Raw genomic sequence first — 1,668 nt, forward strand, 5'->3', positions numbered from 1 at the left:
TGATATGCTCCCCTTAAGGTAGACAGGTTAAATAATAAAACCTGCTACCTTAAGGGGGTTTTTTCATGGCTAAAAAAAATCAATATCGTGCAGTAGAGAAACTCGCCATCATACAGGAGCTTGAAACAAGTCAAGATCCGCTTATAAATGTTGCTCAGAGATACGGTATTAATGCATGGACTTTGAAGAAATGGCGACATCAATATGAATTGAACGGATATGAGGGTCTGAAGCCCCGAGTTGTTTATCAACACTATCCAGAGGAACTTAAACTACAAGCGGTTCTGGATTATCTGTCGGGCAATGGCTCACAATATGAAATCATCGATAAATATAAGATCGCCAGCCGAACTCAACTCCAAAATTGGATTAAGAAGTATAATAGTCATAGCAGCTTAAAATCTCGCGGACATGGAGGAAGAACAGCAGCTATGACTAAAGGACGGTCTACAAATTGGAAAGAACGGATCGATATTGTCTTATATTGCTTATCCCAAAATCGTAATTACCAAGCAACATCAGAAAAGTATCAAGTTTCATACCAACAAGTCTACCAGTGGGTTAAAAAATATGAAACTGGCGGGGAAGATGCTCTAAAAGATGGTCGAGGGCGGAAAAAGGCACCTGAGGAGCTAGACGAAACTGATCAGCAAAAGCTTGCTATGAAGAAAATGGAGTATGAAATTGAGAGGCTTAGAGCGGAGAATGCTTTCCTAAAAAAGCTGCAGGAACTCGAAAGGAGGTGACGTTAAGTGGGACCCGCCAGGAAAACGTCTACCTGGCTATTCAGGCTGTTCAAAAGGAAGAGCGTGTTAGTGTAAAATTGCTGTGCCAAATCGCAGGGATTCCACGTTCCAGCTATTACAAATGGCTAAACCGTAAACCCAGTTCCCGCGAACAGGAAAACCACCGACTCACTCATGCTATGATTTCGCTGTACAAGAAGGTTGACGGCATCTTCGGGTACCGTCAGTTAACCCTTCATTTACGCCAACAGACGGAGCAGCAGATAAACCATAAGCGCATATACCGTCTTATGAAGCTTAAAGGAATCCAATCGGTTATCCGCAGAAAGAGAAAGAAGTATGTGCGTTCAACCCCACAGCAAGTTACAGAGAATCTGTTAAACCGTGAGTTTTATGCGAAAGCACCGAATGAAAAGTGGGTAACCGATGTAACAGAATTCAAATACGGCAACGGTCAGAAGGCATATTTAAGCGCCATTCTAGACCTTCACGATAATACCATTGTTTCGTACGTTTTAGGGCATTCCAACAACAATAGACTTGTATTCCAAACAGTGAAATCGGCCTTGCAAGCTGCGCCAAACAGCACGCCTATGCTTCATAGTGATCGGGGGTTTCAGTATACCTCTGTAAAATTCAAAAAAATGTTTTATGGCAAAATAACCCAGAGCATGTCCCGCGTTGGCAGGTGTATTGATAATGGACCTATGGAATCATTCTGGGGGACACTCAAATGTGAAAAGTATTACTTACGTAAATACAAAAGCTTTGAACAACTGAAGAAAGACATTGATGCCTATATTTATTTTTACAATCATGAAAGATTACAAGCAAAATTAAACGGCCTCAGTCCGATGGAATTTCGAACCAAGGCCGCATAAGTTTTTTTATTTCTACTGTCTACTTGACGGGGTGCAGTTCA

The 1,668-nt window shown here is 41.6% G+C and carries 1 protein-coding gene; it reads left to right on the plus strand.

Going from position 1 to position 1,668, the window contains the following annotated elements; all coding sequences use genetic code 11:
* The first annotated feature begins 65 nt into the window (after nt 1-65).
* Nucleotides 66-1,627 (plus strand): IS3 family transposase gene (locus ACFQI7_RS37710; protein ID WP_377518627.1). Its coding sequence is split into 2 segments (ribosomal slippage): nt 66-726 and nt 726-1,627, totalling 1,563 coding nucleotides; the frame shifts between segments, so codons are not numbered across the junction.
* Nucleotides 1,628-1,668 lie beyond the last annotated feature (41 nt).

It is taken from the genome of Paenibacillus allorhizosphaerae, from assembly GCF_042659105.1.
In the GTDB taxonomy this organism is placed as follows: Bacteria; Bacillota; Bacilli; order Paenibacillales; family NBRC-103111; genus Paenibacillus_G; species Paenibacillus_G allorhizosphaerae.